21 protein-coding genes and 1 riboswitch are annotated in these 24,831 nt (G+C 72.4%); of the genes, 9 read left to right on the top strand and 12 right to left on the bottom strand.

Going from position 1 to position 24,831, the window contains the following annotated elements:
- The first annotated feature begins 584 nt into the window (after positions 1–584).
- On the top strand, positions 585–1,286 hold the full coding sequence (locus tag AB0J52_RS03405; protein WP_500179951.1) for an RNA polymerase sigma factor: 702 nt from the start codon (positions 585–587) through the stop codon (positions 1,284–1,286).
- Positions 1,287–1,305: 19 nt separating this feature from the next.
- The gene (locus AB0J52_RS03400; protein WP_500179950.1) at positions 1,306–2,526 is read left to right on the top strand and encodes a CU044_5270 family protein; all 1,221 of its coding nucleotides are present in this window, start codon (positions 1,306–1,308) and stop codon (positions 2,524–2,526) included.
- A 782-nt stretch (positions 2,527–3,308) separates the two neighbouring features.
- On the opposite strand, the gene AB0J52_RS03395 is transcribed toward AB0J52_RS03400, so the two are convergent.
- The gene (locus AB0J52_RS03395; RefSeq protein ID WP_500179949.1) at positions 3,309–5,027 is read right to left on the bottom strand and encodes a pentapeptide repeat-containing protein; all 1,719 of its coding nucleotides are present in this window, start codon (positions 5,025–5,027) and stop codon (positions 3,309–3,311) included.
- A 383-nt stretch (positions 5,028–5,410) separates the two neighbouring features.
- On the opposite strand from AB0J52_RS03395, the gene AB0J52_RS03390 reads away from it, so the two are divergent.
- Both AB0J52_RS03390 and AB0J52_RS03385 read left to right on the top strand, forming a co-directional pair.
- Positions 5,411–7,501, top strand: a complete 2,091-nt coding sequence (locus tag AB0J52_RS03390) for an RNA degradosome polyphosphate kinase (protein WP_500179948.1) — start codon at positions 5,411–5,413, stop codon at positions 7,499–7,501.
- Positions 7,494–8,450 (top strand): NUDIX hydrolase, encoded by a 957-nt coding sequence (locus tag AB0J52_RS03385; RefSeq protein ID WP_500179947.1) that lies wholly within the window; start codon positions 7,494–7,496, stop codon positions 8,448–8,450. Before AB0J52_RS03390 ends, AB0J52_RS03385 begins: the two co-directional genes overlap by 8 nt.
- A gap of 21 nt (positions 8,451–8,471) precedes the next feature.
- Here AB0J52_RS03385 and AB0J52_RS03380 read toward each other — a convergent pair whose 3' ends face one another.
- On the bottom strand, positions 8,472–10,040 hold the full coding sequence (locus AB0J52_RS03380; protein WP_500179946.1) for a CYTH and CHAD domain-containing protein: 1,569 nt from the start codon (positions 10,038–10,040) through the stop codon (positions 8,472–8,474).
- A 92-nt stretch (positions 10,041–10,132) separates the two neighbouring features.
- Positions 10,133–10,672, bottom strand: a complete 540-nt coding sequence (locus tag AB0J52_RS03375; protein ID WP_500179945.1) for a GNAT family N-acetyltransferase — start codon at positions 10,670–10,672, stop codon at positions 10,133–10,135.
- A 161-nt stretch (positions 10,673–10,833) separates the two neighbouring features.
- On the opposite strand from AB0J52_RS03375, the gene AB0J52_RS03370 reads away from it, so the two are divergent.
- Both AB0J52_RS03370 and AB0J52_RS03365 read left to right on the top strand, forming a co-directional pair.
- On the top strand, positions 10,834–11,154 hold the full coding sequence (locus AB0J52_RS03370) for a WhiB family transcriptional regulator (protein WP_500179944.1): 321 nt from the start codon (positions 10,834–10,836) through the stop codon (positions 11,152–11,154).
- Between the two features lie 230 nt (positions 11,155–11,384).
- On the top strand, positions 11,385–11,978 hold the full coding sequence (locus tag AB0J52_RS03365) for a rhomboid family intramembrane serine protease (protein WP_500179943.1): 594 nt from the start codon (positions 11,385–11,387) through the stop codon (positions 11,976–11,978).
- Positions 11,979–12,095: 117 nt separating this feature from the next.
- On the opposite strand, the gene AB0J52_RS03360 is transcribed toward AB0J52_RS03365, so the two are convergent.
- The 3 genes from AB0J52_RS03360 to AB0J52_RS03350 all read right to left on the bottom strand — a co-directional run bounded on the left by AB0J52_RS03360 (position 12,096) and on the right by AB0J52_RS03350 (position 14,972).
- Complete coding sequence (locus tag AB0J52_RS03360) at positions 12,096–12,887, bottom strand: SDR family oxidoreductase (RefSeq protein WP_500179942.1); 792 nt, start codon at positions 12,885–12,887, stop codon at positions 12,096–12,098.
- A 215-nt stretch (positions 12,888–13,102) separates the two neighbouring features.
- Positions 13,103–14,563 carry a hypothetical protein gene (locus AB0J52_RS03355; RefSeq protein WP_500179941.1) on the bottom strand — a complete coding sequence of 487 codons (1,461 nt, stop codon included), beginning with the start codon at positions 14,561–14,563 and terminating at the stop codon, positions 13,103–13,105.
- A gap of 82 nt (positions 14,564–14,645) precedes the next feature.
- On the bottom strand, positions 14,646–14,972 hold the full coding sequence (locus AB0J52_RS03350; RefSeq protein WP_500179940.1) for a DMT family transporter: 327 nt from the start codon (positions 14,970–14,972) through the stop codon (positions 14,646–14,648).
- Between the two features lie 34 nt (positions 14,973–15,006).
- Positions 15,007–15,074, bottom strand: a riboswitch (guanidine-III (ykkC-III) riboswitch).
- Positions 15,075–15,357: 283 nt separating this feature from the next.
- On the opposite strand from AB0J52_RS03350, the gene AB0J52_RS03345 reads away from it, so the two are divergent.
- From AB0J52_RS03345 to AB0J52_RS03335, 3 genes are all read left to right on the top strand, one after another.
- On the top strand, positions 15,358–17,193 hold the full coding sequence (locus AB0J52_RS03345; protein WP_500179939.1) for an acyl-CoA dehydrogenase: 1,836 nt from the start codon (positions 15,358–15,360) through the stop codon (positions 17,191–17,193).
- Positions 17,194–17,406: 213 nt separating this feature from the next.
- Positions 17,407–17,643, top strand: coding sequence for a DUF6458 family protein (locus AB0J52_RS03340; RefSeq protein ID WP_500179938.1), 237 nt, complete (start codon positions 17,407–17,409; stop codon positions 17,641–17,643).
- 188 nt (positions 17,644–17,831) lie between these two features.
- Complete coding sequence (locus AB0J52_RS03335) at positions 17,832–18,218, top strand: hypothetical protein (RefSeq protein ID WP_500179937.1); 387 nt, start codon at positions 17,832–17,834, stop codon at positions 18,216–18,218.
- Positions 18,219–18,292: 74 nt separating this feature from the next.
- On the opposite strand, the gene AB0J52_RS03330 is transcribed toward AB0J52_RS03335, so the two are convergent.
- The 6 genes from AB0J52_RS03330 to AB0J52_RS03305 all read right to left on the bottom strand — a co-directional run.
- Positions 18,293–19,789, bottom strand: coding sequence for a dihydrolipoamide acetyltransferase family protein (locus tag AB0J52_RS03330; protein WP_500179936.1), 1,497 nt, complete (start codon positions 19,787–19,789; stop codon positions 18,293–18,295).
- A 5-nt stretch (positions 19,790–19,794) separates the two neighbouring features.
- Positions 19,795–20,784, bottom strand: a complete 990-nt coding sequence (locus AB0J52_RS03325) for an alpha-ketoacid dehydrogenase subunit beta (RefSeq protein WP_500179935.1) — start codon at positions 20,782–20,784, stop codon at positions 19,795–19,797.
- Entirely contained in the window at positions 20,781–21,917 is a 1,137-nt protein-coding gene (gene pdhA / locus AB0J52_RS03320) for a pyruvate dehydrogenase (acetyl-transferring) E1 component subunit alpha (protein ID WP_500179934.1), read from the bottom strand. Before pdhA ends, AB0J52_RS03325 begins: the two co-directional genes overlap by 4 nt.
- A 351-nt stretch (positions 21,918–22,268) precedes the next feature.
- Complete coding sequence (locus AB0J52_RS03315) at positions 22,269–23,801, bottom strand: hypothetical protein (RefSeq protein WP_500179933.1); 1,533 nt, start codon at positions 23,799–23,801, stop codon at positions 22,269–22,271.
- A gap of 58 nt (positions 23,802–23,859) precedes the next feature.
- Positions 23,860–24,021, bottom strand: a complete 162-nt coding sequence (locus AB0J52_RS03310) for a hypothetical protein (protein WP_500179932.1) — start codon at positions 24,019–24,021, stop codon at positions 23,860–23,862.
- A gap of 165 nt (positions 24,022–24,186) precedes the next feature.
- The coding region (locus tag AB0J52_RS03305) for a hypothetical protein (RefSeq protein WP_500179931.1) at positions 24,187–24,831 on the bottom strand (645 nt) is incomplete at its 5' end.

Below are 24,831 nucleotides of genomic sequence, written 5' to 3'. Positions count from 1 at the left end.
GGGACGGCCGGGGCAGGGGGCGGGCGCGCCGGAGGCGACGACCTTCGCCACGCTCCGCGGGGCCCCGGCCGTCCCGCCGCGCCCGCGGCGTCCCCGGCCCCGTGCCCGCCGCATCCGCCGAGCAGCAGCGCCGCCGCCAGCGGCAGCGCCCCGGACCGGACGGCACGTGTGTTCATGGACGCCCTCCAAGAAGAGCCTTTCCCGAGCGGATGAGGAAGGGGGAAAGGCTTTGACGATCGCCGACTCGCGGGATGCTAGCGGTTTGGAAGGGGGGTCGTATTGGGAACATGGAAATGGCTGCTCGGGTGATCTAGGGGCGCCGATCAATTCCCGCCTATAAACGGAATTGGGGCTAAAGGGAGTAAGTGGCCGGGTTCGCCCGCCGAGGCCGCGTCCCTCTCCGGCCACACCGTTCCACCCCCTCCAGCCAGCGCGCTCCCGCCCCTCCACGCCCGCGCCGCGCGGCCTCCGCCCGGGGCGTCCGGCGGAAGGGGGCCCGGAAAGTCGGTGATCGCACCGGTAACACTTGCCTCTCCCGCACCACTTCCTGATGACGGAACACACCGGGACGGATGGAGAAGCAGGTGACGGCCGATGAGACGCGGTTCACCGCGATCTACGACGCCTGCCGGCAGCGCGTGTGGGCGTACGCCACCGCGCGTGCCGGGCGGCAGATCGCCGACGAGGTGGTGAGCGAGACCTTCGCGATCGCGTGGCGGCGCATCCGGGACGTTCCGGAACCCGCGCTGCCGTGGCTGCTCGGTGTGGCGCGGAACGTGCTGCGCGAGGGGCACCGCGCGGAGGTCCGGCGCGAGGCGCTGGCCGAGGAGCAGTGGCAGCACGCGCCCGGCCCGGCCGGGGACGTCGCCGAGCAGGTCGCCGAGCGGATGGGAGTGCTGCGCGCGCTCGCGGCGCTGTCGGAGGACGACCGGGAGATTCTCATCCTCACCGCGTGGCAGGGGCTCACGCCCCGCGACGCGTCCCGGGTCCTCGGCTGCTCGAAGGCGACCTTCCGGGTCCGGCTGCACCGGGCCCGCCGCCGCCTCCAGCAGGCGGTCGAGCAGGACGAGCACGGGCACTCGGCGTCCACCGCAGCCGGACGCCGCGCGCCCGGCGGCCCCGGTGCCCCATCCACCGGCAGGGCGCGAAACGGCGTCGGTGCGGCGAAGGGCCGCGGTGGGGCGAACGGTCCGGGTGGACGTGACACCGCCCGCGTGACGGGCGCCGCCGGTGCGCCGGAGCCGGGCCATGAACAGGGAGTGAAGCGGGTCGGCCATGCGGCCTGACGCGCGAGGAGGCGAAGACATGAAGCGTGACGCGATGGAGATGCTGATGAACGCACGTCCGGACGACCTCGACCCGAACGCCCTGGTCGACGCCGGGACCCGCGAGCGGGAGCTGGCGCGGGCCCGGCACGGCGCGCACGGCACGACGACCGTGACGGCGCCCGCGCGGCGACGCGTCCGCCCGGTGTGGGGGCTCGGGCTGGCCGGTGTCGCCGCCGCGGCGGTGGCGGCCGCGGTGCTCGTCCCGATCGGCGGAGACGGCGGGACTCCGGCCGCGAAGAACCGTGACGGATCGCGGACGCTGGACGGCAGGACGGTCCTGCTGACCGCCGCCGAGTCCGCCGACCGGCAGACCGACGCGGCCTCCTCCGGCGCGTACTGGCACGTGACGGAGGTGTTCCGCCAGTACACGCGTGCGGGGGCCGGCGCGTCCGCCTACAGCGTGGTCGACGAGGAGCGCACGGAGAACTGGACGCCGACCTCGCCGACCGGTCTCGTGGCGTCCCGAACCCAGAAGCTCGGGGCGCACCCCGCCACGGACGCCGACAAGGCGCTGTGGCGGAAGGCCGGTTCCCCGACGAACTGGACGATCAAGTACTACTTCCCGAACGGGAAGTTCAAGGCGGCCAAGCTGTCGCCGAAGCCCGGCAAGGCCACCGCGACCCGGGGACCGATGAAGACCCATGGCGAATGGCTCGGCAGGGTCATCACGGTGAAGCAGATCCGGGCGCTTCCGGCCGACCCGAAGGCGCTCAAGGCGGAGCTGCTGCGCTGGTACGCGGGGCCGGGCAAGAAGGCGGAGGCCGAGGCGGTCCGGGGCGGCGAGGCCGCGAAGCCGGACCTCGACGCGTGGCTGTTCGACATCGGGCTCCGGCTGGTCGCCGACCAGCCCGTGGGCCCCAAGGTGCGGGCGGCGGCGTTCCGGATGCTCGCGGGCATTCCGGGGGTCGCCTCGCTCGGAAAGGTCACCGCGGACGGGGGGCAGCGCGGTGTGGCCGTCGGGCTGGTCCGGCCGGGCGGGAACGCCTCGGTCGACATGCAGACCCGCCTGATCGTCGACCCGTCGATGGGGCGCGCCCTCGCCACCCAGACGGTCCTGGTCAAGCCGAGCAGGTTCTACCCGGGCTTCCCGGCGGGCTCGGTGCTGAACTCGACCGTGCACGTCGGCGCCGGATGGACGGCCTCGGTTCCGCGCCTGCCGTTCGTCTCCGGACAGCTCCCGGACAGCCGCCACGAGTAGCCCTCCGCTGATCGGCCCGAGCCGAACGGCATCGGCCCAAGCCGAACGGCAATGGACGAGCGCCGCGCGTCACCCCGCGCGGCGCCTGTCCCATGCACGAGCCGCGCCTGGCCCCGGCGCCCTGACGCGCTCGGCGCTCGTCCCCTGCGCGCTCAGGCCGCACTCGGGCACACTCGCCGCACGCTCGGCACGGGTGAACGCGCCCTCCACACCTGCCGCTTCGGGGGCGTCCCGGCCTTTACCGCGAAGGCATTTCTAGGCGGAGCGGGCCGTGCGGCGAGCGGTGCGTTGGGCGAGGCGGCGTTGGGCGGCGGCGGAGCGGCCGCGTTCGAGGCTTTCCCGGACGCGTGCCATTCCCCGGGCGTTGGTGATCGGGTCTTTGGAACGTCCCGCGTAAACGGCGAGGACTTCCGCGACCGGCGGCGGTGTTTCGTCGCGCACCCGAATGGGCTGGACGATACCGATCACGTTCGGAGCGGGCGCGGGGGCGGCCGTTCCAGCGGGTGGGGGAGTGGGTGCGGGAGTGGACGGGGAAGCGGGTGTGGGGAATGCGCCCGGCTCGGTGTGCGAGGGGGCGTGAGTGGGCGCGGTGACGAGACTGAGGGGCGTTTCGCAGTGCGGGCACCGCAACCCTTGGTGGGTTTCCCTGCTCATGTTCCGCATCATTACCCAGGGGTCTGACATTTGACGCGCTCGGCCCCGTGAACGGCACGTGTCCGAGGCTGCCGGGCGGTTAAGGCGTCGCCTCCGAGAGGTAAGACGAAGCTTCCCCTGGCGGTGATTCAGAGGCGGCGAGTGGCCGTTCTCGATGTCCCTTGGCCCGTCCTTAGGGCGGCGGTGTTCCGGGTCCTCCGGGGCGGGGAGTGCGAAGTGGAGCCGCCGGACGGGGCCGGCCGGACGGATCCGGGATGGTGGTGGGTGCCTCGCGGGTGGGCGGCGGCGTGCCGGTGGCTCCGGCCCGCGACGGTGGCCCCGCCCAGGACGAGTGCGGTGAGGACGGTGGCCCAGGCGACCGTCCGGCCGACGCGGAGCCCGTAGCCGCAGGTGATCCAGAGCAGGTGGAGGGACCAGCGGCGCCACTGGTCGGGGTCGCTGCGGCGGCGCAGTTCCAGCGCGCGGTAGCGGAAGTCGCGGGCGGGGCCGCCCTCGGCGTCGGCGGTCGCGCGGGCCAGCTGCCGGTACAGGACGGCCAGCCGGACCGCGTTCGCGCCGTCCGCGTCCTCGCTGAGGACGGCGCGCCGCCGGGCGTGCCGGGCGAGGGGACGGTGGCCAGGGGCGGTGGCGAACGCGCAGCGGCCCCGGATGTGCAGGGCGTCGAGGTGCGCGAGCCCGAGGAAACGGCAGCGGCTGAGGTCGACGTCGGTCAGGTCGACGCGCGGGGCGCTGACCCCGCTCACCGACAGCACCCGGACGGCGGGCACGGCCCCCGCGTTCCCGGACAGCGCGTTCCCGGACAGCGTGGTCCCGGACAGCGTGGTCCCGGGTAGCCCGTTCCCAGGCAGCCCGTTCCCAGGCAGCCCGTTCCCAGGCAGCACGGTCCCTGGCGGCGCCTTCTCGGGCAGCCCGCAGAACGGCCGCTGCTGGGCCCGGACGCGCAGCCGGCCGAAGCAGACGGTGCCGGTGAGGTCGAGGTCGCCGCCGCGGACGCGCAGGTCGGCGTCGCCGCGGACGGTCAGCCCGTCCGCCTCGATCCGGCCCGCACTCGCCTGCACCTGGACGCCGCCGTGCGCGGACACGTCGGTGAGGACGAGCCGTTCCCCGGCGGCGAGCGGGCCGAGCCAGAGACCGCGCCGGAACCGGGCGCGGTCGAACCGGGCGTGCCGGGCGACCCGGACGCGGCGGCAGGACAGCGCGCCGCCGAAGCAGGCCGCCTGCATCCCCGCGTCGCGGCCGAACCGGGCGCGGTCGAACGCGGCCGCGCCGATGAACACCGCGCGGGTGAAGTCGGCGTCGGCCAGCCAGGACGCCTCGCCGAACAGGGCGTCCCCGGCGAACACGGTCTCGGTGAACGCGGCGTGCCGGTGGAAGCGGGCCTGGTGGAAGGAGGCGTTGCCGCCGAACCGCGCGCCCCGGAACGACACGTGCCCGAAGAACCGGGCGTCGTAGAAGGACGCGCCGCCGACGAACGCCGCGCCGTCGAAGGAGCTGTCGCCCTCGAAGCACGCGCCGCGCAGGGCCGCGGCCGAGGGCAGCACCGCGCCGTCGAGCCGGGTGCGGCCGAGGTGCGGGCGCCCGTCCGGGCCGGTCAGCGCGTCCAGCACCTCCGCCAGCAGGTCGGCGGGGACGGTCACGCCGCGCAGGTCCAGGTCGGCGGCGGGCCGCAGCCGTCCGACGAACAGGGCCCGCTCGCCCGGGCGCAGGTGCGCGGGGCAGCCGCCGAACGGTTCGACGAGGCGTCCGGAGCAGCCGAAGACCGCGCGGCAGCGCGGCCACGGGACGGTCGCCGCGGAGGGAAGGCCGCCGACGGCGGGCGGGACGCTGAGGTGTTCCTGGGAGGCCACGTCTCTGGTTGTACCCACGGGCGGATCCCGTCCCAATCTCTCTCTGTGGACAGGTCGTTACTCCCCGCCGCCGTGCTGCGGCGCCGTCCTGCCCTCTTCCTGTGGACGTGCCTTTGCACACGCCGGTTCACATGCGGCGAAGTCCAGGAGAGGCCACGAACGGCGCGCGGGTGATCCACCGGGAAGCGGCGGGAAAGCCCCTTTGGGAGCGGCCGGAACGCCGCCCAAGGGAGGCCGGAATGCCGCTCGGCGCGGGTGCGGGCGTCCCGAGTGATCACGGTATTCCGGGGGCATGATCGGTAGTAACCACCACAAGAGCCGCAAACGGGGACCGCACGCTGCAGTTTCACCACCGTTCACCTTGACCGGGGAGCATGTGCCGCATGACCGTCAATCCAGGACATTTCCCCCAGTCCGCCGAGCCGGAGGCGCTGCCCGACGAGCGCTACCTGGACCGGGAGGAGAGCTGGCTGCGGTTCAACCAGCGGGTCCTGGAGCTGGCCGAGGACCCGGAGATGCCGCTGCTGGAGCGGGTCCGGTTCCTGGCGATCTTCGCCTCCAACCTGGACGAGTTCTTCATGGTCCGGGTCGCCGGGCTGACCCGGCGGATGGCCACCGGCCTCGCGGTCAAGTCGGCGTCCGGCCGCCGCCCCCGCGAGGTGCTGGAGCGCACCTCCGAGGTCGCGCACGAGCTGATGCTGCGGCACGCCGCCTGCTTCCGCGACGACCTGCGGCCCGCGCTCGTCAAGGAGGGCGTCGAGATCCTGCGCTGGGACGAGCTCGCCGACACCGAGCAGGAGCGCATGCGGCGGCTGTTCCGGGACCGGATCTACCCCGTCCTCACCCCGCTCGTCGTCGACTCGGCGCACCCCTTCCCCTACATCTCCGGCCTGTCGCTGAACCTCGCGGTGATCGTCCGCGACCCCGAGACCGGGAAGTCGATGTTCGCGCGGGTCAAGGTCCCGCCCGTCCTGCCGCGCTTCATCGAGGCGTCCCCGGACCGGTTCACCCCGCTGGAGGACGTGATCGCCGCGTACCTCGGGCAGCTGTTCACCGGCATGGAGATCCTGGAGCACCACGCGTTCCGCGTCACCCGCAACCAGGACCTGGAGATCGACGACGACATCAGCGAGGGGCTGCTGCAGGCGCTGGAGCGCGAGCTGCTGCGCCGCCGGTTCGGCCCGGTCGTCCGGCTGGAGGTCGAGGAGTCGATCTCCCCGGCGGTGCTGGAGCTGCTCACCACCGAGCTGGCCATCGACGAGGACCAGATCTACCGCGTGCCCGGCCCGCTCGACCTCGCCGGGATGTCCGCGATCGCCGACCTGGACCGGCCGGAGCTGCGCTACCCGCCGTTCGTGCCGTCCAAGGAGGCGATCGCGCAGGACGAGGGGATCTTCGGCGCGATCCGCGAGCGCGACGTCCTGGTGCACCACCCGTACGACTCGTTCACCACGACCGTCCAGCGGCTGATCGAGGACGCCGCGACCGACCCGCGCGTCCTGGCGATCAAGCAGACGCTGTACCGGACGTCCGGCGACTCCCCGATCGTGGACGCGCTGATCGACGCGGCCGAGGCGGGCAAGCAGGTCGTCGTCGTGGTCGAGCTGAAGGCCCGGTTCGACGAGCGCGCGAACATCGCCTGGGCGCGCAAGCTGGAGCAGGCGGGCTGCCACGTCGTGTACGGGTTCGTCGGGCTGAAGACGCACTGCAAGCTCGCCCTGATCGTCCGGCAGGACGCCGACGGGGTGCTGCGCCGCTACTGCCACATCGGCACCGGCAACTACCACTCCAAGACCGCCCGGCTGTACGAGGACTTCGGGCTGCTGACCTGCGACCCGGCCGTCGGGGAGGACGTGTCGGCGCTGTTCAACCACCTGACCGGCTACTCCCGCAACGACGGCTACCGGCGGCTGCTGGCCGCGCCCCGCACGCTGCGTCCCGGGCTGGTCGAGCGGATCGAGCGGGAGGCCGAGGCGCACCGGGCGGGCCGGCCCGCGCGGATCCGGATCAAGTGCAACTCGCTGGTGGACGAGGTCGTGATCGACGCGCTGTACGAGGCGTCCCGCGCGGGCGTCCCGGTGGACGTGTGGGTGCGCGGGATCTGCGCGCTGCGCCCCGGCGTGCCGGACCTGTCGGAGACGATCCGGGTGCGCAGCGTCCTCGGCCGGTTCCTGGAGCACTCCCGCGTGTACGTGTTCGAGAACGGCGGCGAGCCCGAGGTGTGGATCGGCAGCGCCGACCTCATGCACCGCAACCTCGACCGGCGCGTGGAGACGCTCGTCCGCGTCTCCGACCCCGGGCACCGCGACCTGCTCACCGGACTGATGGACCTGGCGATGGCCGACGACACCGCCTCCTGGTGGCTGGACGCGGACGGCGACTGGGCCCGCCGCGCCGCCGCGCCCGGCGAGAAGCTGCTGGACATCCAGACCCACCTCGTCCGCACGCACCGCTGGAGGACGGTCGATGGCTGAGCCCGCCCACGCGTCCGGGCCCGCTGACGCTTCCGGGGCCGCCCACGCGTCCGGGCCCGCGCCTGGGCCGGACACCGTGCGCGCCGCGGGCGGGCTGCTGTGGCGCGCACGGGAGGACGGCGCGCCCGAGCTCGCGGTCATCCACCGTCCCCGGCACGACGACTGGACGTTCCCCAAGGGGCATGTCGAGCGGGGCGAGCACACGCTGCGCGCGGCCGTCCGGGAGATCTTCGAGGAGACCGGGATCGTCGCGGTGCTCGGCCGCCGCCTGCCGTCCGCCGACTACGCCGTGCAGGGCCGTCCGAAGCAGGTCGACTGGTGGGCGGCGACGCCGGTGGCGTCCGGCGGGCCCGCGTTCGTCGCGAACGACGAGGTGGACGCCGTCGAATGGCTCCCGGTGGACGAGGCCGCGCGCCGCCTCAGCTACCGCTCCGACCAGGACGTCCTGCACGCGTTCACGACCGGCCCGCTCCGCACCCGTCCGCTGGTCGTCGTCCGGCACGGGTCGGCGGGCGAGAAAAGCCACTGGCACGAACCGGACGTCCTGCGCCCTCTCGACCAGCGCGGACGCGCCGAGGCCATGGCGCTCGCCGACCTGCTGCCTGTGTTCGGGCCCGCGCGGGTCGTGAGTTCGGCGACCGCGCGCTGCGTCGCGACCGTCCTGCCGTACGCGCGGCGGACGCGCGCCGACGTGACCACCGACGCGTCCGTCACCGTCGGGGACACCGCGCCCGACCGCGCCCTGGACCGGCTGCTGGAGCTGTCCCGGGCGGACGGCCCGCTCATCGTCTGCACGCACGGCGAGATCGTCGGCGAGCTGGTCACCGGCCTGTGCCGGCGCTTCGGGGAGGACGCGCCGCAGGACGCGTCCCTGCCCAAGGGCGGGTTCTGGGTCGCGCATCTCACCGACGACTCCCTGGCAGGCTTGGAACGCCACGACATCCGTTGACGGCGTCCGGGACGCACCAGGTCAGACGGCTTTCCACGCGGCGGCGAAACGGGCGAGGGACGCGTCGGCCGCCCGCTGCTCCAGCCCGTGGACCCGGCCCAGCGCGAACGCCTCGGCCGGATCGCGGACGCGGGCGGCGATCTCCTCGATCCGGCGCATCGTCATCAGCGCGTCCATGTGCTCGCCGAGCGCGTTCTGCACGGCCTTGGCGGCATGCGCGGTCCGCTCGGCGTCCGCGCCGAGGACGGGCGCGGCGGTCTCGGCCGCGTACCGGACGCGCTTGGCCGCCTTCCGCACGTCGTGCCGGGCCGTCGTGACGTCCTCGGGGCCGGGATCGGCGTCCAGCACGTCGTGCTTCCGGACGAGCCGCCGCCGCGCCCGGTCGAGCAGCGCGGGCATCTCCTCGGCGGCGGGCCGCCGGGCGCGGCCGGTGAACGGCGGCTCGGCGACCAGAGCTTCGAGCGCGTCGAGCAGCGCGAGGTACCGGGGCTCGCACAAGGTGACGTTCAAGCGCCGGTACGCCCGCTGCTCCTCCTGGCCCAACTCGTCCAGCCAGGACGGCGAGGCCGCCGGCCGCTCGGACGCGGCGGGCGGAGGGTCATCGACATGGACGAAGGCGCCGGGACCGTATCGCGGCAAGGCGGTGGACGGGCGGGGGCCGGAGGGGGCGGCGACCGCCTGCACGCGCGCCGCGAGACGTTCCCGGAGAACCTCCAGGTCCCGGACCTCGCCGAGCACCCGGCCCAGCCAGCGCAGCTCCTCCATGACCGGCCGGACGCTCCGCCGGTCGAAGAGCGGCGCGTACGCGCGCAGGACGGCCCGCGAGCGGCGCGCCGCGACCCGCATCTTGTGGACCGCGTCGTCCGCGCCGCGCCGGGCCGCCGGATCGTGCCGCAACAGGGCGTCCACCTGCGCGGACAGGCGTGCGATGACGACCTCGCCCGCGCTCTGCCCTGTCGCGCCAACGTCCTTCTCCGCCGTCTCCTCCGGCCGCCCGACCCGATCGCCGAGCAGGCGGGCGAGCTTGGACGGTGCGGACGACTCGTGCGCTCCGGCTTCCCGAAGCCGGTTATCCACAGCGTCCAGGAGCTCCGGCGGGCCGTTCACGAGCTCGACCTCGATCTCCCGCCACCGCTTCTCAGAGTCGGTGCCGAGAACGGTTCCGGTGACGGCGTCGTCGGCGACCTCGGCGAGCGGCACGCCCTCCTCGTCCAGCAGGACGGTGACGCGGCGGTGGGTGTCGAGGGCCGCGACCTGGCGCAGGGGTTCGCCGCGCGTGTGGGCGACGACGAGCGAGGCGAGCGTCCCCGGGACGGCCTGGGTGCCGCCGAGCGGCTCCCGGATCTCCAGCCGGCCGGACGGCGCGGGCAGCTTGAGGTGCCAGCCCGCGTCCCCGCCGCCGCGCCGCCGGCGCAGGGTGATGCCGCGCGCGGCGAGACGCAGGTCGGCGGTGTCGAAGTAGGCGGCGTGCAGCCGGAGGGGCGCGGCCTCCCGGAGGTGCGGGACGCCGGGCAGGCGGGAAAGGTCGGGCAGGGCGAAGTCGGCGGCGGCGTCGTACTTCCGCTCGATCTCCAGATGGCTCTCGGTCACGCCGGGCCTCCGGGGCCTCCACTGTCCGTCGAGTCAGTATTTCGTGGTGAACGTCCCGAGCTGTCGCACGCGGATCCGGAGGCCCGCGAAACTCAGCCGGGCTCCGAGGTTTCGGACACGTCCAGGTGGTACTTCATCCCCATATGGGACGGACGAAAGCCGATTTTTTGGTAAAAGCGGATGGACTCGGGGCGCTGCCGGTCCGTGGTCAGCTGGACGAGCCGGCAGCCGCGCGCCTTGGCCTGCTCGATCGCCCACCCGACCATCAGCTGCCCGATGCCCCGCCCGCGCTGCTCGGCGGCCACCCGGACGCCCTCGATCTGGGCGCGCTCGCCGCCGGTGTAGGTGAGGCCCGGAATGTAGGTGAGCTGGAGGCACCCGGCGATCTCGCCGCCGAGTTCGGCGACGATGACCGAGTTGTTGGGATCCTTCTCGATCGCCTCGAAGGCGGTGTAGTAGGCCGCGGGCACACCGGCGCCCGCCGCCCCGCCCACGGCCCCGCCCGCGGACTCGGCCGCGGCCTCGGCCTGGCCGTCGCCCCCGAGCGACTCGCGGCCCGCGGCGATCGGGTCGTTGGCCAGCAGCCGGACGATCCAGGGCAGGTCAACACGGGTGGCTTCACGGAAAGTCACATCTTGAACCGGGCGCACGCGCACAGGTTATCCGGCCGTTCCACGCCACCCGCCACCGCGACTTGTAGTACTACCGCTCGTAGTACTACGTTGGGTGGACAACCACCCCATCCCGAACCGCCCGGCGTGACCTGCCGGGCCGTCGCAGGGAGCAAACGCTCATGCCGAACCCCAACGCCGCAGAAGAGCACTGGAGCGACCACGCCATCTGCCGTGGCGCCGATCCCGACCTGTTCTTCCCCATCGGGTACGCGGCCCCCGACCTGCGCGAGCAGGAGCGCCAGGCCAAGGCCATCTGCAGCAACTGCCCCGTCGTCGCCGACTGCCTCCGGTGGGCGCTGCGCGTCGGCGAACCCGACGGCATCTGGGGCGGGACGACCCCCGAGGAGCGGCGCCTCCTGCGCCGCCGCGCCGACGCGCCCGTCCGGCACCACCTGCCCGTGATCACCGTCCGCGGCGACATCACCGAGGCCGCCGCCTGACCCACGCCGGACCGGCGTGACCTTCCCCATGGCGTGACCTTCCGCACGGCGCTCCCCAGGGTGACTTCCGCACGGCGCTCCCCAGGGTGGCTTCCGCGCGGAGCGCCGGTACGCGATATCCGCCACATCGCCGCGTCCCCCGCATCGTCGTCCCCTGGACGGGAACGTCGGGGCGGGGGACGATCGTTGACAGGACGGCGACAGACGAGCACGGCGACGGGGTGGGAACCATGAGCTACTCCCCGGTCCAACGGGAGAGCCGCAACGAGGGCCTGGCCACGCAGGGCACGAGGGTGCTGGGGGCGGCGGCCCTCATCCTGCTCGTCACGGCGGGCATGTGGGTGCTGGAGGGCGTCGACTACGCGGCGAACGGACGCCTCGACCAGTACGGCATCCACCCGCACGACGTCGGCGACCTGCCCGACATCTTCTCCGCGCCGTTCCTGCACGTCGGCTTCGGGCACCTGATGGCCAACACGGTGCCGTTCCTGATCCTCGGCTTCCTCGCCGCCGTGCGCGGCATCGGCCGGTTCCTCGCCGCGTCCCTGGTCATCATCATCGTGGGCGGCCTCGGCGTCTGGTTCACCAGCTCCGCGCTGACCCTCGGCTCCAGCATCCTGATCTTCGGCTTCTTCGGCTACCTGATCGGACGCGGCCTGTTCGAGCGCCGCGTGCTCGACATCGTCATCGCCGTCGCGGTCGTCGCCGTCTACGGCACGATGCTCGTCGGCGTCCTGCCGAGCGACCCGTCCATCTCCTGGCAGGGCCACCTGTTCGGGCTCATCGGCGGCGTCCTCGGAGCCTGGATGCTGCGCCGCTCCTGAGCCCGCCCGGCCGGCTCGGCGGCGACCGCCGGGCCGCGCCCTCGCCCGCCTCAGCGGCTCGGACGCGGCGGCCGGCGTCTCCGCATCGCACGCGCGGGGCCCCGCCCCGGCGAGCGGTCAGCGCTTGGGCCGGACGACCAGCTCGGTGATCTCGGCGTCGCGGGGGGTCTCCAGCGCGGCGACGACCGAGCGGGCCATCGACTCCGGCGAGGCGAAGTCGGACGGGTCGTACGTCCCGCCCTCCTGCGTGCGGACGCGGCGCTGCATCTCCGTCGCCGTCCGGCCGGGGAAGAACGAGGTCACCCGGATGTCCGGCTCCTCGGCGCGGACCGAGTCGGCGAGCGCCCGCAGCCCCCACTTGCTCGCCGCGTACGCGCTCCAGCCGGGGTTCGCGCGCAGTCCGGCCGTCGAGTTCACATAGACGATGTGGCCCCGCGCGGCGCGCAGCGCGGGCAGCAGCAGGCGGGTCAGCTCCGCCGCCGACACCAGGTTCACCGACAGGTGCTCGATCCACTCCTCGGTCTCGGTGTCGGCGACCCTGTCCAGGTGGGCGACACCGGCCGAGTAGACCAGGCCGTCCAGCCGGTCCGGCAGCCCGGCGGCGGCCAGCGCGGCTTCGAGCCGGCGCGGCGCGGCAAGGTCGAGCGGCAGCGTCGTCACGCGGGCGTCGGTCGCGGTGCCCGCGCCGCCTCCCGCCCGGCCGTCCGCCGCGCCGCCCGCGCGGTCGGCGCTGACCTGGCGGAACTCCTGCGTCCGCGCGTGCGCGCCGCCGGACAGCCGTGCCTGCGCGGCCGCCAGCCGCTCCGGCGACCGGCCGGTCAGGATCAGCTCGTGTCCCCGGTCGCGCAGCAACTCAGCGGTCGCGCCGCCGATGCCCCCGGTCGCGCCGGTGATCAGATAGGTGCCCATGGTTCTCCCCTCGCGTCCCACTCGACAGGACCGCCGCCGGCCCGCGGCCGTCGTGCGCCGCGGCGCGCCGCGCGCCGATCCATCCGCGACATCCTCCCCGAAGCCCTCCGGCGCACGCCCGGCGCCGGGGAGCCTGCGGTGACGGTCCGGCCGTCAGTCCGGCCCGTCCGCGATGTCCCCGCCCAGTCTGACCGGTCCGGCGGCGGACGTTCGGGTTATTCGGGGCGCAGGACCCGGGTCACGCCCGCGATCAGGGCGGTCGCGAGGACCCAGCCCGCCGTGATCAGCGTGTACGCCACCCAGCGCGTCCAGCCGGCCGCGTCGTAGGAGCTCTGCAGGCCGAACGAGTCCAGCGGGATGAGCAGGTCGAGGCTGTAGACGAGCGCGTGGAAGTGCGGCAGCTCGACGTCGTCCTTGACCGGACGCGGATGGACGGCCGAGAACACGCCGGTGCCGACCGCGACGAGCGCGGCGGACCACGCGAACGCCAGCCACGGCCGGTACCCGAACCCGACCGTCCAGTCGAGGACGACGTTCCAGGCGCGCGCCACCGGCCCGAGCCTGCGCCGCCGCGCCCGGAGCTTCGCGAGCTGCACCTTGCGCGCCACGTCGTCGTGGCCGATGCCGTGGTACCAGGACGCGAGCTGCTCGTACGGCTGCAGGTGGAACTGCGGGTCGCGGGACACCCAGCTCAGCCGGTCCTTCGGCGTGGCCGGGCCGCGCAGGGTCTGGTAGACGAGGCCGTCGAGGTAGATCTCCTCGGGCCAGATCCGCGGCCGGTCCATCAGGACGTCGATCCGCGAGTACGACAGCGACAGCCTGCCCTTGATCGGCTCGGCGAGGTTCATGAGCACCTCGTCGGCGGTCATGTGGCTGCCGTGCAGCGCCAGCCGTCCCGGGTCGGTCGAGTCCAGGACGGCCGAGTCGAACGAGAGCGTCCCGTTGATCCGCGCGTTGCGGAGGCGGACCGTCCCCTCGGCGTGGAAGCCGCGGGAGAGTTCGGCGGCGTCCTGCACGACCATGTTCTCGCCGTCCAGCGCGATGCGGCCGGGGTTGCTGAGGGTCGAGCCCTCCATGAACAGCCCGCCGTTCATCCGCGCCCCGACCAGCCGGACGCCGCCGGTGAGGGTCGCGTGCCGGGCGAAGAACCCGTTCTCGACGGTCATCCCGCCGCTGAACATCGCCCACCGGTCCGGGTCGGACTCGGTGATCACGGTGTTGTTCAGCCGGAACCCGCCGAGCAGCTGGGCGCGCGGCAGCCGGACCTCGCCCTCGACCACCGACCGGGACAGGCTGACCGTCCCGTCGGCGTGCAGGCCGCCCGCGTCGAGGCCGGGCAGCAGGCAGTCGGTGAACCGGAGCGTGCTGGTGCGGCAGTTGGTGACGAAGGGCGGCTCGACCAGGCGGCAGAAGGTGAGCCGCAGCTCGTGCCGGACGACCCCGCCGGACAGCTCGATCTGCCCGATCACGTACGCCCCGCGGATCCGGACGGCGGCGACGAACCCGTCGCGTGTCTCACCGCCGCCGAGCAGCAGCTGGTTGATGATCTGGGCGCGGACGGTGCGGTCGGGATCGGGTCCGGAGGGCCGCTCGTCCCCGAAGACGGTCTCGGCGCCGGTCGGGAAGGCGTGCCACACGCGCCGTTCGGCGGGCGTGAGCCCGGGGGGTTCGCTCATCGCGAGGAGTATGACGTCCGAGCCCGCCCCGCGGTTCCCGCTCGACCCTTTCCTTACCGGCGCAACAGCTCGTTTCTGCTGGTCAGTGGGCGTTCGAACCGGCCAGGTTCAGGCCGATGATGCCGATGACGATGAACGCGAGCGCGCCGATGCGGAGCGGGGACGCGCTGTCGCCCATCGCCACGATGCCGACCGCGGCGGTGCCGACCGCGCCGATGCCCGTCCAGACCGCGTAGGCGGTCCCGACGTCGAGCGACCGCAGGGCGAGGCTGAGCAGGCCGAAGCTCGCGACGGCGAAGAAGAGGAACCCGGCGGACGGCCACAGCTGGCTGAAGCCCTTGCTGAGCTTCAGGCAGGACGCCATGGCGACTTCGAGCAGACCCGCGACGACGATGAGGACCCAAGCCATGATGAGACTCCCGGACGTAAACGACAGCGTTCGCGACGCGTCGTCTTTGCCTGCCGGGTACGGCGCGCTCCTCGTCCGGGAGGGCGTCTAGGGGCCCTCGCCTGGTTCAACGGACGGGACCGCGGGGCTGTTCCTGGTGGGACGCGCAGCCTGCCGGCGGCGGGGACCGGGCGCGGGCCGGGTGCGGGCCGGGTGCGGCCCTTGGCCTCTTCCGGACGCGCGGGCCGCTGTGATCTGTGAGCTGGGCCACTCGGCCGCGATCCACCGCGAAAAGGCCGTCCGACTCCGGGTTGCGCGTGGTTACCAGCGGGTAGCATGATGTGGAGTTACTGACCAGTACGTAACGCGGGGCCCTCGGCCGCCGCCGAAACCCACGGAGTGTTCGATGGGGCACTACAAGAGCAACCTCCGGGACCTGGAGTTCAACCTCTTCGAGGTGTTCGACCGCCAGGACCTGCTCGGCAGCGGCCCGTACGCCGACCTGGACGAGGACACCGTCCGGAGCGTGCTGGACGAGGTGAACCGCCTCGCCGAGGGCCCGCTCGCGGCGTCGTTCACCGACGCCGACCGCAACCCGCCGACGTTCGACCCGGCCACCAGCACGGTGACGATGCCGGAGTCGTTCAAGAAGTCCTACAAGACCTGGATGGACGCCGAGTGGTGGCGCCTGGAGCTGCCCGAGGCGCTCGGCGGCACCAACGCCCCGCGTTCGGTCTGCTGGTCGGTGGCCGAGATGGTGCTGGGCGCCAACCCCGCCGTCCACATGTTCGGCTGCGGCCCGTCCTTCGCCCGGCTGCTCTGGGAGATCGGCACCCCCGAGCAGAAGAGGTTCGCCGAGATGGCGATCGAGCGCGGCTGGGGCGCCACCATGGTCCTCACCGAGCCGGACGCCGGCTCGGACGTGGGCGCCGGCCGCACCAAGGCGGTCCAGCAGCCCGACGGCACCTGGCACATCGAGGGCGTCAAGCGCTTCATCACCTCGGCCGAGCACGACATGGCCGAGAACATCTTCCACCTGGTGCTGGCCCGCCCCGAGGGCGCCGGCCCCGGCACCAAGGGCCTGTCGATGTTCCTCGTGCCCAAGTACCACGTGGACCTGGAGACCGGTGAGCTCGGCGAGCGCAACGGCGCCTACGTCACCAACGTCGAGAAGAAGATGGGCCTGAAGGTCTCCACGACCTGCGAGCTCACCTTCGGCGAGAAGCACCCGGCCGTCGGCACCCTGGTCGGCGACGTGCACGAGGGCATCAAGCAGATGTTCCTCGTCATCGAGAACGCCCGCATGATGGTCGGCACCAAGGCCATCGCGACGCTGTCCACCGGGTACCTGAACGCGCTCGAGTACGCCAAGGAGCGCGTGCAGGGCGCCGACCTCACCCAGATGACCGACAAGACCGCGCCGCGCGTCACCATCACCCACCACCCGGACGTCCGCCGCTCGCTGCTCACGCAGAAGGCGTACGCCGAGGGCATGCGCGCGCTGGTCCTGCTCACCGCGACCTACCAGGACGCCGTCCAGGTCGCCGAGCACGCGGGCGAGCGCAACGAGCTGGCCGAGAAGATCAACGACCTGCTGCTGCCGATCGTCAAGGGCTTCGGCTCCGAGCGCGCCTACGCCCTGCTCGGTGCCGAGTCGCTGCAGACCCTCGGCGGGTCGGGCTTCCTGCAGGAGTACCCGATCGAGCAGTACATCCGGGACTCCAAGATCGACACCCTCTACGAGGGCACCACCGCGATCCAGGGCCAGGACTTCTTCTTCCGCAAGATCCTGCGCGACCAGGGCGCCACGCTGAAGGTCCTGGCGGACGAGATCAAGGCGTTCGCCGAGTCCGAGGCGGGCAACGGCCGGCTGAAGAACGAGCGCGCCGCGCTGCTGCGGGCGCTGGGCGACCTGCAGGGCATCCTCAACCCGATGATCGGGTGGGCCATCTCCTCCATGGAGAACCCGAAGGAGCTCTACAAGATCGGCCTCAGCTCGTCCCGGCTGCTGCTGGCCGCCGGCGACGTCGTCATCTCCTGGCTGCTCCTGCGCCAGGCCGAGGTCGCCCTCGCCAAGCTCGGCGGCGAGGGCCTGTCGGAGGCCGACAAGTCCTTCTACACCGGCAAGGTCGCGGCCGCGCAGTTCTTCGCGCAGACCGTCCTGCCGCGGATCGCCGCCGACCGCGTCGCCACCGAGACCACCAACCTCGACATCATGGAGCTCGCCGAAGAGGCGTTCTGATCCGGTACCGGTAGACCCGCTCCGCCCTCCCGCGGAACTGGAAGCGACGGCCCCCGCCATCACCTGATGGCGGGGGCCGTCCGCGTGTCCGGGTGTCCGCGTCCGCTGGTTGATTGGAGGGGATGTGTCCATCACCGTCCCGAGTACGTCTGCTGCCCTGAGGGAACGGATACGGCAGGACGACAACGGCAGATCGCATGGTGGAGGTCACCCATGGGGCTCGGCGTCAGCGTCTTCACCCTCACCCTCGGGCTGATCCTCAAGTTCGCGATCCAGCCGAACGCGATGCGGAACCCGGTGGACATCCACATCGTGGGCGTGATCCTCATCATCGTCGGCGGCATCACCTTCGCCCTCCAACTGCTGATGATGACCGGTCTGCAGTCGCGCCGAGGCGACCCGTCCGACCGCGACCGCCTCTACAAGAACGACCGCCCGCCGCCGCCGTAGGGCGCGTCCGCGGGGCCTTCGCTGCCGCGTGACGGCGCGGCGAGGCGCGCGTGCGTTTCCCAGTCCCGGGTCATCTTTCTGAGCTCTGGCGACGTGAACGTCATCCAGGCGACGTTCCGATCCTCTGCCGGGATGTCGCCGGGTGCCTCCCCCGCACGCGCACGAGGCGCTCCGGAATCAAGGTGGACGTGCCGCGCGGACGCCTGCTGGTCGCCAACGCCGACCCGGGCGTTGGAGTGAAGACGACTCCGGCGACCGCGAAGCACATCGCCGGGGTCGGCGTCTACGACCTGCGCACGGGACGCCGCGTCCGGTACGTCGATCTCGCCAAGGTCGCCGGGGACGGCGGCGAGCACTTCGGCAACGACATGGCCGTCGCGCCCGACGGGACGTTCTATGCCACCGACTCCTTCGGGCGGAGTGCCGAGGTCAGTCGCGCGGTGTCGCCGTGGTCCGACCCGGGGCCGACTGCGGTGACCGTCACGCCGGGCGGGCGCGCCTACGTACTGAGCGGACGCCTGGACATCCTGTTCGGGGGTTCGGCCAGCGACGCCTTCACCCTCCGCCGCTTCTGACCGCGTGCCGACGCGACGTGACGGCCGGGCGGGGGCGATGCCCCGGCCCGGCCGTCGTGTCGCGGTTCCGCCGGTTACGACCAGGCGATGAGGTGGATCGGGTCCTCCAGCATCGCGCCGACGTCCCTGAGCACCTTGGAGCCGAGCTCGCCGTCGATGACGCGGTGGTCGAACGACAGCGCCAGCGTCGTCACCTTGCGGATGGCCAGCTCGCCCTCGTGCACCCACGGCATGTCGCGGATCTGCCCGATGCAGAGGATCGCGGACTCGCCGGGAGTGAGGATCGGCGTCCCGGTGTCCACGCCGAACACGCCCACGTTGGTGATGCTGATCGTCCCGCCGGTGAGGTCGGCCGGGGTGGCCTTGCCCGCGCGGACCGTGGCGGTCAGGTCCGCGAGCGCCCGGGCCAGCTCGGGCAGCGAGAGCGTGTGCGCGTCCTTCACGTTCGGGACGATCAGCCCGCGCTCGGTCGCCGCCGCGATCCCCAGGTTCACGTAGTGCTTGACGACGATCTCCGCGCCGCCGCCGCCCGTGCCGTTCCCGGGGGCGTCCACCCAGGTGGAGTTCACCATCGGGTAGCGCGCCACGGCCGTGAGCAGCGCCTTGGCGACGAGCAGGAGCGGAGAGATCTTCACGTCCGCGAACTCGGGCAGCTCGCGCAGGCGGCGCACGGTCTCGACCGTCCGGGTCACGTCCACCTGCACGAACTCGGTGACGTGCGGCGCGGTGAACGCCGAGGCGACCATCGCGTTCGCGGTGGCCTTCCGCACGCCGCGCACCGGGATCCGCTCCTCCCGCACTCCGGCGGGGGCGCCCGCCCGGACGCCGGAGGCGGCTGCCGGGGCCTCGGCGGGCGCCGCCAGCGCCTGCTGGACGTCCTCGCGGGTGATCGACCCGCGCGGGCCCGTCCCGGTGATCGTGGTGAGGTCGACGCCGAGGTCCTTGGCCATCTTCCGGACCGGCGGCTTGGCCAGCGGCAACCCGTTGTCCACAACCTGTGGGTAACTTCTGGACGCCGCGCCCCCGCCGCCTACCGTAGGTGCGGGACGGGCCGCCGCCTGGGGGGCGGCCGGTGCGGCGACGGACGGAGAGGGGGCCGGTGATGGCGGTGGCGGAGGAGCCTGCTTGCGCGGACGGCGCTTGGTCGCGCCCGGCTTCACGCCGTAGCCGACCAGGACGGGCTGCCGCTTGGGCTGCTCGGGCTGGACGACGCCCGGCTCGTCCGCCTGCGGCACCTCTTCGTGCGCCACCGCTTCCGGCGCCGGTGCCTGCGCCGGGGCGGCCGTCGCGGAACCGCCGGAGGGCGCGGGCCCGGGGGAGCCCTCCGCCTCGACGTCCACGGAGATGATGGGGACGCCGACGTCGACCGTCGCGCCCTCCTCCACCAGCAGCTCCCCGACCGTCCCCTCGAACGGGCACGGGAGCTCGACGACCGCCTTGGCCGTCTCGATCTCGACGATGGTCTGGTTGACCTCGACCTGGTCGCCGATCTTCACGTGCCACTTGACGATCTCGGCCTCGGTCAGGCCCTCGCCCACGTCGGGCAGCTTGAACTGCTTGCGCTCGCTCATCCGCGTCACCAGCCGAAGGTCCGGTCGACGGCGTCGAGGACGCGGTCGAGGTCGGGCAGGTAGTGGTCCTCCAGCCGGGACGGCGGGTACGGGGTGGACATCCCGCCGACGCGCAGCACCGGCGCCTCCAGCCGGTAGAAGCAGCGCTCGGTGATCCGGGCGGCCAGCTCCGCGCCGAACCCGCTGAACACCGGGGCCTCGTGGACGACCACGCAGCGCCCGGTCCGGTTCACCGAGTCGGTGATCGTGTCGATGTCCAGGGGGTTCAGGGAGCGCAGGTCGATGATCTCCAGGGAGCGGCCGTCCTCGGCCGCCGCCGAGGCGGCCTCCACGCAGGTCTTCACCGAGGGGCCCCAGGCGAGGACGGTCACGTGCTCGCCGGGCGCGACCACGCGCGCCTCGTGCAGCGGTGCCCAGTCGGACGCGGCGGACTCCAGGTCCACCGCGGCCTTCTCCCAGTACCGCCGCTTGGGCTCGAAGAAGATCACCGGGTCGGGGGAGGAGACCGACTGCTGGATCATGGTGAACGCGTCGACCGGGTTCGAGCAGGACACCACGCGCAGCCCGGCGGTGTGGGTGAAGTACACCTCGGGCGACTCCGAGTGGTGCTCGACCGCGCCGATGCCGCCGCCACACGGGATCCGGATCACGACCGGCACCTGCGTCGCGCCCAGCGACCGCAGGTGCATCTTCGACAGCTGCGTGATGATCTGGTCGGCGGCGGGGAACACGAACCCGTCGAACTGGATCTCGACCACGGGCCGGTAGCCGCGCAGCGCCAGGCCGATCGCGGTGCCGACGATGCCGGACTCGGCGAGCGGCGTGTCGATCACCCGCTCCTCGCCGAAGTCCTTCTGCAGGCCGTCGGTAACCCGGAAGACGCCACCGAGCTTGCCCACGTCCTCGCCCATGACGACGACCTTGGGGTCGTTCTCCATGGCCTTGCGCAGGCCCTCGTTGATGCCCTTGGCCAGGCTGATGGTCTCGGCGGTCATCGGGCCGTCCCCTCGTCCTCGAACGACGCCAGGTAGGCGGCGAACTGCTCCTGCTCCTCGGTGATCATCGGGTGCGGATCGGCGTACACGTGGTCGAAGATCGCCAGCGGCTGCGGGTCGGGCAGCGCCAGGCACGCCTTGCGCAGCTCGGTCGCCATCCGCTTGGCCTCGGCCTCCACGTCGTCGAAGAACGCCTGGTCCGCCTCGCCCTGCTTGACCAGGTACTTCTTGACGCGCTCGATCGGGTCCTTGGCCTTCCAGGCCTCCTCTTCGGCCTTCAGGCGGTAGCGGGTCGGGTCGTCCGTGGTGGTGTGGGCGCCCATCCGGTACGTGTAGGCCTCGATCAGCGTCGGGCCCTGGCCGTCGCGCGCGTGCGCGAGGGACTTCTGCGTGACGGCCAGACAGGCGAACACGTCGTTGCCGTCCACCCGGACGCCCGGGAAGCCGAAGCCCTGCGCCCGCTTGTACAGCGGGATGCGGGACTGCTTCTCCAGCGGCTCGGAGATCGCCCACTGGTTGTTCTGGCAGAAGAAGACGATCGGCGCGTTGAACACGCTGGCGAACACGAACGACTCGTTCACGTCGCCCTGGGAGGTCGCGCCGTCGCCGAAGTAGGCGATGGTCGCGCCGGCCTTGTCGCTGCCCAGCACGCCGTCCCGCTGGATGCCCATCGCGTACCCGGTCGCGTGCAGCGTCTGCGACCCGATCACGATGGTGTAGAGGTGGAAGCCGTGCTCCTTGGGGTCCCAACCGCCGTGGTTGACGCCCCGGAACAGGCCCAGCAGGTTGAGCGGCGGCACGTTCCGGCAGTACGCGACGGCGTGCTCGCGGTAGGTGGGGAACACCATGTCGTTGTCGGTGAGCGCCCGCCCGGACCCGATCTGCGCGGCCTCCTGGCCGAGCAGCGACGCCCAGATGCCGAGCTCCCCCTGGCGGGTGAGCGCCACGGCCTCCAGGTCGATCCGCCGGACGGTGACCAGGTCGCGGTAGAGCCCCCGCACCTGCTCGGCCGTGATCTCCAGCGGGTAGTCGGGATGGTCGACACGCTCGCCCTCGGGGGTGAGCAGCTGCACGAGTTCGGAGTCGGCGAGCTCGCCGGTGCCAGGCGCGCCGCGCACGGAGTCGATCGTCATTGATGACACTCCTCGTTCGGGGCCGGCCCCCGGGATCGCCGCGAACCGACCGACCTCAGTGGCCTTCATCCCCCGGGTAAAAGGGGACGAATGCCGCTCATCCCATCGTGGCAGACATCACACCCAAGAACGCAAGACCCTGCTTACGAGATTCCCTACCCCGCCCATTCGCCCGTCACCCGACAACCACCCCAGGTGACGACACACCCCCGCCCCCGCCACCTCGGACAACACCCGGCGAGGGGCGCCGGCGGGAAGGTGAGCGGGCGGAGCCGCATGGGTCGACGAGGCGCACGTGCGGAAAGTCACCGTGTGCGGCCAGGTCTGCACAGCGTGAAAGCGGAGTGGCCGTCAGGCGCGGATGAGGGTGACGGGACGTCCTGAGGGAGACGTGGCCTGGTCGATCGTGGTGCGGTCGGCGATGGACGGGGCGTTGCCGCGTCGGTCGAAGACGATGAGCGTTCCCGTGTCGAGGCCGAGGCTGTCGAGGTAGCCGTCGAGCTGGACGAGCCCCTTGGCGACCTGGTCACCGGACTTGTCCGTCCGCACCTTCAGTTCGAAGGCGGAGAACTGGACGGCCCGGCATCCGTCTTCGTCCGTGTACGGCTTGCGGACGGCGATGTCCACGCGATCGCGTCCGACGGCGTACTCGCGGTCGATGAATCCGCCGCCGTTCACCACGCGCTGGAGGAAGGCCATGAAGACCAGCTGGCAGGCGAACTCGTGGTAGGTCTCGCGCTTGTCGAGGATCTCCCCGTTGGCCTTCCAGAAGGCGACGAACTCCGTGAGGAGGCGGGGGATGTCGAGACGCCCGTCCGGGAGGAGGAAAGCGCGCGGGTCGGCGTCGATCGTCGTTTCCACCGCCTGCGAAAGCACCCGGACGATGACTTCCTGGTAGATGGGGTTGGCGATCTGCACCGGCCGTCCCCGGGACACCAGTCCGAGATCGCGGACGAACGAGAGGTCGTCGTTGTACCGGTCGTCCAGGGGGAGGCGCGTCCCGGCCAGGATCGGCTCGATCACCCGATGCACCCGAGGCTCGTAGAGCCGCTCGACCAGCGAGTCCAGATGGGTGGCGCGCTCAAGGATGAGCCGCTCGACCGCCTCGTCCATGTGCGCGTCGGTGATCGGCTCGGACAGCGGAACCCGCATGTGACGCGTAATGTGCCGGGCCAGCGCGTTCACCAGCCACGGCTGCCCCTGGCTGGCCTCGAAGGCCCGCTGGACGGCCGCGTCCTCGAACTTCTGCCCGGTCTCCTCGCTGTGCTGACCGTAAAGCGCAGCGACCTCACTGAAACTGAAATCGCCGAGCCGAAACGACGCGGCCTTGATGTTCCAGTGGCGGATGTCCCGCAGCCCACAGAGCGCCACCGAATACGGGAACGCATCAGGGCTCACCGTGTAGCCGGTGCGGAGCTGGCTCAGAACACTGACCAGACTCAGACCGGTCAAGCCGTCGATCTCGTCGAAGAACAGAACGAGCGGCCGAGGCGAACGCCGTGCCCAGGCGGCCAGCGCCTCTTCAAGATGCGAGCCGGGTCCCCCGTCAGGCCAATTCTCGGGCGGTAGGCAGTCAGGCGGGACCTCCAATCCGACGCACGCCTCGCGAATCGCCGTCAGCACCAGTCGCTCGGCGGCCGCATAGTCGTCCCCGGCGACTGCGGCCTCCTCGCAGGAGAAGTGGACGGCCATGTACCGGCCCTCGGCGGTCAGCGCGCGGGCGAGAGTGGCGAGCGTCGTGGTCTTCCCCGTCTGACGGGGCGCACGAACGGTGAAGTACAGGCGGTCCTCGATCAACTCGCGGGCCTCGGGGAGACGCGGCTCCGGCGGCAGCATGTAGTGCCGGTCGGGACGGCACGGACCCGCGATGTTGAAGCTTCTCACGCTCCGCACATTATTCGTCACGCTGGCCGGATGGGCGTGCTCGCCTGAATTGTGGGCGTCATCGGGCGTTGAGGTCCTCGTTGCACTGGACGATGACCTCGACCAGTTCGGCGGCGTCCTCCAGCCGGTAGCGGACGGTGCCGGTGCGAGGCGTCGTGAGGAGCAGACCGCCGGCTCTCGCCCAGAGGGTGATCTCCGGACGGATGGACAGGACGGCCATGTTCCATCCCTCGCAGCGGTGGATGGGCCCGACACCCCGCGCGAGCAGTTCGGTTTGCGCGCGAGGACGTCCACGATGCCGAGCCCCACCCGCACTCGGCTTCGAGGTCGGAGAAGAGCGGTTTCTTGAGCAGCGGACCGCGCCAGGGGTGGCCTGCTCGGATCGTCAGGGGGTGTCTTGCAGGGTTAGTAGAAGGATCGGGGTGGGGTCTGGGCAGGGCTGGGTGGACGGGCGGAACCAGCGGGATGGGCGGAACCACGGGGTGCCCGGCTCGGCGGGGGCCGTTTCGTGGTCGAAGCGCGTTGCGTGCAGGCTGAACGGCTCGGACGGGGCGGGCGCGGGGTAGCGGCGTTCGTCGTGGAGGAACGACAGGTACGCGCGTCTCGTCGCGGCGGTCAGCATGGCCTGGGCGTCCGGGGCGAGGGTGCAGGGGTCGGTGACGCCGGACACCAGCAGGCCCTCGGACAGCAACACCGGTCTTGATCCGCGGTCGCGGACCTGGCGGCCGCGTCGGTCGAGGGCCGGGGACGTCCGGGACAGCAGGGTCCAGTCGCCGGCGAGCCAGGAGATCCGCGCGACGCGGGTCGTGCCGTCCGGGGAACCGCCCTGGACGGCCTCCATCGCGTGTCCGATCTGCTCGGCCTCGGCCACCGGACGCGGCATGAGCAGCGGCGATATGCCGGTGTGAACGCCGCGGGCCACCAGCACCGGCCAGGCCGTCGGGCCGCCTCCGTTCGACCGGGGCGCCGCGATCGCGCGCCTGGTGGACGTGTCGCGCCAGGCGGTCGGGCCGGAGGCGCCGCGCGGGGC

Origin of the sequence: Spirillospora sp. NPDC049652 (assembly GCF_040675125.1) — a bacterium.
Taxonomy (GTDB): Bacteria; Actinomycetota; Actinomycetes; order Streptosporangiales; family Streptosporangiaceae; genus Spirillospora.
This window is presented reverse-complemented; position numbering and strand designations above follow the sequence as displayed.

Bases quoted from the DNA above. Each gene is read 5' to 3' on its own strand.
- AB0J52_RS03400 (WP_500179950.1), top strand. From the start codon at position 1,306: ATGAAGCGTGACGCGATGGAGATGCTGATGAACGCACGTCCGGACGAC.
- AB0J52_RS03390 (WP_500179948.1), top strand. From the start codon at position 5,411: ATGACCGTCAATCCAGGACATTTCCCCCAGTCCGCCGAGCCGGAGGCG.
- AB0J52_RS03385 (WP_500179947.1), top strand. From the start codon at position 7,494: ATGGCTGAGCCCGCCCACGCGTCCGGGCCCGCTGACGCTTCCGGGGCC.
- AB0J52_RS03370 (WP_500179944.1), top strand. From the start codon at position 10,834: ATGCCGAACCCCAACGCCGCAGAAGAGCACTGGAGCGACCACGCCATC.
- AB0J52_RS03365 (WP_500179943.1), top strand. From the start codon at position 11,385: ATGAGCTACTCCCCGGTCCAACGGGAGAGCCGCAACGAGGGCCTGGCC.
- AB0J52_RS03360 (WP_500179942.1), bottom strand. From the start codon at position 12,887: ATGGGCACCTATCTGATCACCGGCGCGACCGGGGGCATCGGCGGCGCG.
- AB0J52_RS03355 (WP_500179941.1), bottom strand. From the start codon at position 14,563: ATGAGCGAACCCCCCGGGCTCACGCCCGCCGAACGGCGCGTGTGGCAC.
- AB0J52_RS03350 (WP_500179940.1), bottom strand. From the start codon at position 14,972: ATGGCTTGGGTCCTCATCGTCGTCGCGGGTCTGCTCGAAGTCGCCATG.
- AB0J52_RS03345 (WP_500179939.1), top strand. From the start codon at position 15,358: ATGGGGCACTACAAGAGCAACCTCCGGGACCTGGAGTTCAACCTCTTC.
- AB0J52_RS03340 (WP_500179938.1), top strand. From the start codon at position 17,407: ATGGGGCTCGGCGTCAGCGTCTTCACCCTCACCCTCGGGCTGATCCTC.
- AB0J52_RS03330 (WP_500179936.1), bottom strand. From the start codon at position 19,789: ATGAGCGAGCGCAAGCAGTTCAAGCTGCCCGACGTGGGCGAGGGCCTG.
- AB0J52_RS03325 (WP_500179935.1), bottom strand. From the start codon at position 20,784: ATGACCGCCGAGACCATCAGCCTGGCCAAGGGCATCAACGAGGGCCTG.
- pdhA (WP_500179934.1), bottom strand. From the start codon at position 21,917: ATGACGATCGACTCCGTGCGCGGCGCGCCTGGCACCGGCGAGCTCGCC.
- AB0J52_RS03310 (WP_500179932.1), bottom strand. From the start codon at position 24,021: ATGGCCGTCCTGTCCATCCGTCCGGAGATCACCCTCTGGGCGAGAGCC.